Annotated in this window: 7 protein-coding genes, 7 tRNA genes and 1 rRNA gene; all 15 read right to left on the reverse strand. The window is 49.5% G+C overall.

The window, feature by feature from the left end:
- Nucleotides 1–57: 57 nt before the first annotated feature.
- Complete coding sequence (gene glmM / locus ACFO5U_RS02500; protein WP_377276406.1) at nt 58–1,407, reverse strand: phosphoglucosamine mutase; 1,350 nt, start codon at nt 1,405–1,407, stop codon at nt 58–60.
- Nucleotides 1,408–1,480: 73 nt separating this feature from the next.
- Nucleotides 1,481–2,485 (reverse strand): CdaR family protein, encoded by a 1,005-nt coding sequence (locus ACFO5U_RS02505; protein WP_377276408.1) that lies wholly within the window; start codon nt 2,483–2,485, stop codon nt 1,481–1,483.
- Nucleotides 2,478–3,314, reverse strand: a complete 837-nt coding sequence (gene cdaA / locus ACFO5U_RS02510; RefSeq protein WP_377276410.1) for a diadenylate cyclase CdaA — start codon at nt 3,312–3,314, stop codon at nt 2,478–2,480. The genes ACFO5U_RS02505 and cdaA overlap by 8 nt, the downstream gene beginning before the upstream one ends.
- 100 nt (nt 3,315–3,414) lie before the next feature.
- Entirely contained in the window at nt 3,415–4,050 is a 636-nt protein-coding gene (locus ACFO5U_RS02515; protein ID WP_377276438.1) for a zf-HC2 domain-containing protein, read from the reverse strand.
- A gap of 12 nt (nt 4,051–4,062) precedes the next feature.
- The gene (gene sigW / locus ACFO5U_RS02520; protein ID WP_377276412.1) at nt 4,063–4,626 is read right to left on the reverse strand and encodes an RNA polymerase sigma factor SigW; all 564 of its coding nucleotides are present in this window, start codon (nt 4,624–4,626) and stop codon (nt 4,063–4,065) included.
- 268 nt (nt 4,627–4,894) lie between these two features.
- Nucleotides 4,895–5,803: an arginase gene (gene rocF, locus ACFO5U_RS02525; RefSeq protein WP_377276414.1), complete on the reverse strand. Its 909-nt coding sequence runs from the start codon at nt 5,801–5,803 to the stop codon at nt 4,895–4,897.
- A 67-nt stretch (nt 5,804–5,870) separates the two neighbouring features.
- Nucleotides 5,871–6,437 carry a GNAT family N-acetyltransferase gene (locus ACFO5U_RS02530; protein WP_377276415.1) on the reverse strand — a complete coding sequence of 189 codons (567 nt, stop codon included), beginning with the start codon at nt 6,435–6,437 and terminating at the stop codon, nt 5,871–5,873.
- 183 nt (nt 6,438–6,620) lie between these two features.
- A tRNA-Ala gene (locus ACFO5U_RS02535) sits at nt 6,621–6,693 on the reverse strand.
- A gap of 31 nt (nt 6,694–6,724) precedes the next feature.
- Nucleotides 6,725–6,797 (reverse strand) — tRNA-Lys (locus tag ACFO5U_RS02540).
- Between the two features lie 10 nt (nt 6,798–6,807).
- A tRNA-Gln gene (locus ACFO5U_RS02545) sits at nt 6,808–6,882 on the reverse strand.
- Between the two features lie 14 nt (nt 6,883–6,896).
- Nucleotides 6,897–6,980: transfer RNA gene (locus tag ACFO5U_RS02550), tRNA-Tyr, on the reverse strand.
- Between the two features lie 28 nt (nt 6,981–7,008).
- Nucleotides 7,009–7,084, reverse strand: a tRNA-Val gene (locus ACFO5U_RS02555).
- A 6-nt stretch (nt 7,085–7,090) separates the two neighbouring features.
- Nucleotides 7,091–7,165: transfer RNA gene (locus tag ACFO5U_RS02560), tRNA-Glu, on the reverse strand.
- Between the two features lie 33 nt (nt 7,166–7,198).
- Nucleotides 7,199–7,271, reverse strand: a tRNA-Thr gene (locus tag ACFO5U_RS02565).
- A gap of 42 nt (nt 7,272–7,313) precedes the next feature.
- Nucleotides 7,314–7,411: ribosomal RNA gene (gene rrf / locus ACFO5U_RS02570) — 5S ribosomal RNA — on the reverse strand; the annotation flags it as partial.

Here is a 7,411-nt window from a genome sequence, read left to right on the forward strand (position 1 = left end):
TTGCATACGATTGTCCACAAAAAAAGGCCAGAGCATCCGCTCCGGCCTCCATCTTATTTATTTCATGCCCATCTCTTCGCGCACGACTGCTGCAATGCGCTCTACATAGTCTTCACAAGCTTCAACTGAAACAGCTTCCACCATGACACGCACCAATGGCTCTGTTCCAGAAGGACGCACGAGGACACGGCCGTTGCCGTTCATCTCCTGTTCCACTTCCGCAATCTTCGCTGCGACAACCGCGTTGTCCGTCACTGCATGTTTATCTGTCACGCGGATATTCACCAGTTTCTGCGGGAAGACCGTCATTTCATTCGCCAGCTCAGACAACTTCTTGCCGGTGATCTTCATGATGTTCACTAATTGAAGTCCTGACAATAAGCCGTCGCCTGTCGTATTGTAATCCAGGAAAATAATATGGCCAGACTGCTCGCCGCCCAAATTATATTCGTTTTTCTTCATTTCCTCTACTACGTAGCGGTCGCCGACAGCGGTTTTCACGCTCTGCATGCCATTCGCTTCAAGCGCTTTGTAAAAGCCCATATTGCTCATGATCGTCGAGACGACCGTGTCTTTTTTCAAACGCCCTTCCGACTTCAGATGCTTCGCACAAATGTACATGATCTGATCGCCATCGACGATGTTCCCTTTTTCATCCACTGCGATCAAGCGGTCGCCGTCGCCGTCGAAGGCCAAGCCGATATCGGCGCCTTTTTCCGTGACCAGTTTCGCCAGCGCTTCGGGATGCGTTGAACCGACGCCGTCATTGATGTTCAAGCCGTTCGGCGAAGCACCCATCGAGCTGATATCGGCATCAAGGTCGGCAAATACATGAGTTGCAAGCGTGGAGGTGGCACCGTGGGCACAGTCCAGCGCGACATGGATGCCATCGAATTCTTCATCCACTGTCTGCTTCAAGTATTGCAAGTATTTTTGGCCGCCTTCGAAATAATCCGTAATGCTGCCAAGATCGCCGCCTGTTGGGCGCGGAAGGTCATCCGTTTCTGCATCAAGCAATGCTTCGATTTCCGCTTCCTGATCATCCGACAATTTAAAGCCGTCCGATCCGAAAAACTTAATGCCGTTATCTGCCATCGGGTTATGAGAAGCAGAAATCATGACGCCTGCTTCTGCACTCATGACGCGCGTTAAATATGATACTCCTGGTGTGCTGATGACGCCAAGGCGCATCACTTCTGCACCGACTGATAAAAGCCCTGCTGCAAGTGCGTGCTCAAGCATTTCTCCAGAAATGCGTGTATCACGCCCTACCAGCACTTTCGGTTTTTCTTTCGAGCTTTTCGTCAAGACGTAGCCGCCAAAGCGCCCAAGTCTAAACGCCAATTCCGGCGTCAGCTCGGTATTCGCTACCCCTCGTACTCCATCGGTCCCAAAATATTTTCCCATTCTTTTCGCTCCTTCAATCACTGTATTCTGATTTGTTTATATTAACCTAACCTACCATTTTTAGCTAATTTATTCATTCACTATCATTGTCCACGATTTCCGGATTTTCCAGTTCATCAGGCACAATAGCCGATTCATCTACTGAAATATCAGCTTCCAGCTGCATTTCTCCCGGTGATACACCAGAAGCCCCGGACGGAATCGGCAACTCTACCGTTACAGTCGTGTCTTCTGCTGTGATGCTGTTCGCCTCGACTTCAACGACATATTCCTCCATTGCATCGAGCACGCTGCGCGGCCCGAATACACGGACCTGCTCACTAGAAGGCGTCCACGAATTGATGGTGATGCCGGAAAGCGGTTCGCCGTTCGCTTCGATACGCACCGGCAGTTCGCGGCTATATTCTTCGACAGTCACATCCACTTCAACAGACTCCGGTTCGATCGTCACATTATCGAGCTTCGTCAAATCTTCTGCGAGAACCCTTACACGGGCCTCTGCGGTGAATGACTCGTTAATGCCCGGCTCTCCTGTAACAGTCGCTTTAACAAAGCTGATGGCGCCAATGACGCTTTGAGGGCCTGTGACAGTGACTGTATCCGGCTCTACTTCCAAACCGTCCAAGACAAAGCCTTCAGCTAGCAAGCGTTCGTTCATTTCTGCATCGATCTCGAACTCTTGCGAGACCCGCTCCTCGAGCACGATATTCACAAACGCCGGATCGACACGGGCGCTCAGTTGCTCCGATAAGTTCTCCGTCTGGATTGGCACTTGATGTTCGCCTAAAGGCAGGCTGCGCAAATCAATGAATAGAGTATAATCGTCCAGCTGACGCGTCGTTTGGATGATGCTCGCCGGACCGCTTAAATACAGGTCGACCGTTTCCGGCACACCACTGACCATTAAGCTGTCGTCGTAATAGACTTGCAGCTCCACGTCCTCGATCATTTCTGAGACTCTTCCTGTTTCAGTCGTAGTTGTACTATTGTTTTCCGCCTGGACAGAAAAGAAGAGCAGAAAGGCCAGGAACAATGCCATAATCCGTAGAAACCACGGATTGTCCATCATCTTATCCATTCTTTTTCCCCCTCCAATTCCACCAGGAAGTTGCCGTCTGCTGCTGTTCTGCACCGAACCAAATGCGGCGCAGCTTCACTTCAAAGTCTTCGAGCGACAAATTGCGGTGCAAGTCGCCGTTCGCCGTCAAGCTGATGGCGCCGGTTTCTTCCGATACAACAATCGTGATGGCATCGGTCACTTCACTGATACCGAGTGCTGCCCTATGACGCGTGCCAAGCTCTTTCGAGATGAACGGGCTTTCGGACAGCGGCAAATAGCAAGCAGCCGCGGCAATGCGGTTTTTCTGGACGATCACCGCGCCGTCGTGCAGCGGTGTATTCGGAATGAACAGATTGATCATCAATTCCGAGGTGAGATCCGAATTCATCGGAATCCCCGTCTCTATGTATTCGCTAAGCCCGGTTTCCCGCTCGATCGAAATGAGTGCCCCGATGCGGCGCTTCGCCATATAACTGACCGATTTGCTCATTGCTTCGATCAAACGGTTGCGCTCGGATTCTTCATTAAGCGTACTGCTCGAGAACAATTTTCCGCGCCCTAGCTGTTCGAGTGCACGTCTCAGTTCAGGCTGGAAAATGATGATGATGGCAAGAAAGCCCCATTCGAGCACTTGCTGCATGATCCAACCGAGTGTTTCCAGGTTCAGCGCCTGGGTCACAAGACGCGCAATGATGATAAAGAAGATTCCTTTCAATAATTGGACAGCCTTCGTTCCCTTGATGACAGTAATTAATTTGTAAATAACGAACCAGACCAATAAGATGTCGATGAGATTCCCAGCCATCTCCAGCGGCGTCAGGTCGTTGAAGTTTTCCAAAAAAGGCATCTGCAACCCTCGCTTTTCTCCATGTACATATGGTTTTTAGTATACCATATCCGGAGGCATCTGCCCGCATGGAAAAAGCCTATCCACTTAAGGATAGGCTTTACATATCGTTTGATTGGTCACTGCCGCCAAAAAAGCTGACCGCATCACGGAATGTTCCTTTGATGGTGTACCACAACCACTCGAATACTTGATCGATTTCCTCGACTTCCCCATTGATGACTCCGCTTGAAGCCATATACTGCCCGTTGACGATCGTCGCATTGCCTTTGAGCTCACCATCCACACGCAAATCCCCATTGCGGATTGTGATATCACCGACAACTGTTTGACCTGCAGGGACTACAACCGTTTCGCCTTCTACAACCAGGTGCTCCTGCTTGGTAAAAGCAAACTGCTGATCGTCGCTGAAGCTCGACATCATCGCTGCACTCATCAATATGACGAACAACGCCGCCGCAATCATTACCGGGTGATGTCGCATAAAGCGCTTGATGCCAGCGCGCTGCGGCTCTTTCGGTAAGCTTGCCATCGTCTTCTCGACAAATCCTGCCGGCGCCTGGACATGCGAAGCGCTTTGCACAAAGGCGATCGTCTTCGTGAGTTCTTGATATATTTTTCTGCAGTCGCTGCAGCTCTGCAAGTAATCTTTCAGTTCCTTTTCTTCCGATGGACTGATTTCCCCGTCCAGGTAATCGTCCATCATGCGAATGACTTTTTCCGGACACGCATTCATCATGCTCGCCTCCTACAAATTGCTCAACTGCTTGCGAAGTGCTTCGCGCCCGCGGTGGATCCGCGTTTTAACCGTACCAAGCGGCAAATCCAGGATTTCGCTGATTTCAGCCAGCGGCAATTCCTCGATATATTTTAACACAATCGCTGCACGGTACTTATCCGGCAAGCGGCTTATCTCATATTGCACCCGCTCTTGTACTTCCATGCGCATCAATTCTTCTTCCGGAAGCTCTTCTTCATTGGCAATCTTCGAATACATATTCAAGCCTTCCGTGCCTCTCACTTCGGCATCTAGATGGAAATCCGGTTTCTTTTTACGGATCCGGTCGATGCACAAATTGGTCGCAATGCGGTAAAGCCAGGTGGAGAATTTCCGGTTTTGGTCGAAGGTGTGAATATTCACGTAGGCACGCGTGAATGCTTCTTGTGCGATATCTTCCGCCTCGTGCCGATTGCCAAGCATGCGGTAACAAATCTGGAACAATTGATGCTGGTACAGCTCCACGATTTCGGCAAATGCGTCTTGGTCGCCCTTCATGACTCGTTTTATTCGTTTATTGACTAACGCATCCATGATCTCATTTCCCTCCGCCATGCGGCTGTCATTTATATACGGTTCAATTGCGTAAAGGTTTCATTTTTTCTCTTCTTCTATCGTATCAAACCATACCCAGAAAAAACCAGTCAATTTCCAGCTATTCTGCCGAATTCATCAGTTTTTTAGCCCGCTGGTAAAAATCATGCACTTCATTGTTCAGCAGTCCTGCACCCTTCTCCCTAATCCCTTATACATCTCCTTCCAATAGAAAAAGCTGTCCGGAATTTCCGGACAGCCTACATCTTTATACCAATTTTTCGCCAAGCAATGAACCGATCAATGCGACCGCCACATCTGCTGTGCGATTCTTTTCATCGAGGATCGGGTTTACTTCGACAAATTCTGCTGACGTAATGAGTCCAGCATCGAATAGCATTTCCATCGCCAAATGGCTTTCCCGGTAGCTGATGCCGCCTGGAACCGGTGTGCCGACGCCTGGTGTGTACATCGGATCGATGCCATCGAGGTCAAGCGACAAATGGACACCGTCTGTTTTGCGTTCTTCACGCAAGTAGCGGATCGACTCCTGCATGACATGGTCCATGCCCATTTTATCGATCTCGTGCATGCTGAATACTTTAATGCCACGCTCTTTGATCAACTCGCGCTCGCCTGGGTCGACGGAACGTGCGCCGATGATAACAATGTTCTCAGGCTTCACTTTCGGTGTATAGCCGCGGATGTTCGTCAGCTTCTCGTGGCCATGGCCGAAGCTCGCTGCAAGCGGCATGCCGTGGATATTGCCTGATGGCGAAGTTTCGCTAGTATTCATATCTGCATGCGCATCATACCAGATGACGCCCAAGTTCTCGTAATGCTCTGAAATGCCCGCAAGTGTACCGATCGCGATGCTATGGTCGCCACCGAGCACCAACGGGAAGTTGCCTGCTTTAGCGACGCCTGAAACCGTTTCCCCAAGCGCTTCAGTCGCTTCAGTAATAACATCCATATTGCGCAAATTGGTGTTTACATCCACTTTGCCATCCGCTTTTCGGATTTGGATATCGCCTTCATCCGTCACCGAATGGCCGAGCTCTTCAATGCGTTCAACTACACCGGCATAGCGGATAGCGCTTGGCCCCATGTCGACGCCACGGCGCATTTGGCCATGGTCCATCGGTACACCGATAATAGATACGTTTAATTTATTCATGATTTTATACCCCCTAAGTAAGATACATTCATTGTACTCCCTAAGGTTCTCTTGGCTCAACCTAACATTATTCCGAATATTTATTCATTTTCTCTTCAAGGGATTTTTTCACTTCCGGCCATTCCCGGTCAATGATGGAGTAGACGATTGCATCGCGCGGCTCGCCCGTTGAACGGATCCGCTCATTGCGCAAATAGCCTTCTTTCACTGCGCCGATCCGTTCAATCGACTGCTGGGAACGAATATTCTCTGCATCTGTTTTAAACTGGACACGGATCATATCGCGCTCTTCAAAACAATACCCGAGAAGGGCATGCTTGACCGCTGTGTTGACATGTGTTCGCTGCGCTTTCTCGCTATAGAACGTTGCGCCGATTTCGCAGCTTTTATTCGCTTCATCAATCGCATAAATGCGCGTCGTTCCGACAATTTCTCCGGTTTCCGGGTTTTCCACTGCAAACACCAGCACATTGGATTGATTCATCGCCGATGTTAACCACGCTTCCATATCTTCAAAACGCGCCACTTTTGTCAGCATATGCTCGAAAATCCCAGGTGTATGAAGAGCCCATAAGGCGTCAAAATCCTCCCGTTTCAATAAGCGAAGCCGAATTTTACGCTGTTCAATATACATAATCGTCCCCTCCTTATTTGCAGTATACCAGTGCATACACACAGAGCGCTATCTTTGCTAAATCTGTCCATTAATCTATGATTTGCCGACTGTTACTCATTTCATAAAATTAATGCGATAAAAAAATCCCGTATCCAATTGAATGGATACGGGATTTTTACACATGGATTGCACATGGAACAATGGAGCCTAGGGGGCTCGAACCCCTGACCTCGACGCTGCCAGCGTCGCGCTCTCCCAGCTGAGCTAAGGCCCCGCGCTAAATATGCGCAAAAAATAAAATGAAATGAGCCATGAAGGATTCGAACCTTCGACCCTCTGATTAAAAGTCAGATGCTCTACCAACTGAGCTAATGGCTCGTAATAAAAATGGCTGGGGTACCTGGATTCGAACCAGGGCATGACGGGATCAAAACCCGTTGCCTTACCGCTTGGCTATACCCCAAAAAAGAAAAAAACTGGTGGTGGGGGGCAGATTCGAACTGCCGAACCCGAAGGAGCGGATTTACAGTCCGCCGCGTTTAGCCACTTCGCTACCCCACCGATATTCGATTATGAAAAAAACAACACATGGTGGAGGATGACGGGATCGAACCGCCGACCCTCTGCTTGTAAGGCAGATGCTCTCCCAGCTGAGCTAATCCTCCGTATAATGGTGACCCCTACGGGATTCGAACCCGTGTTACCGCCGTGAAAGGGCGGTGTCTTAACCGCTTGACCAAGGGGCCATACTAAAGATAGAAAGAAACTTTAAAATCAAAAGCTTCCAACCGGATTCGAACCGGTGACCTCTTCCTTACCATGGAAGCACTCTACCTACTGAGCTATGGAAGCAAGGTAAAAAAAGAAATCTCAGTATAACAAAAAAAATAAAGTGCCCAGCGACGTCCTACTCTCACAGGGGGAGACCCCCAACTACCATCGGCGCAAAAGAGCTTAACTTCCGTGTTCGGGATGGGAACGGGTGTGGCCTC

Origin of the sequence: Planococcus dechangensis (genome assembly GCF_042654465.1) — a bacterium.
GTDB lineage: Bacteria > Bacillota > Bacilli > Bacillales_A > Planococcaceae > Planococcus > Planococcus dechangensis.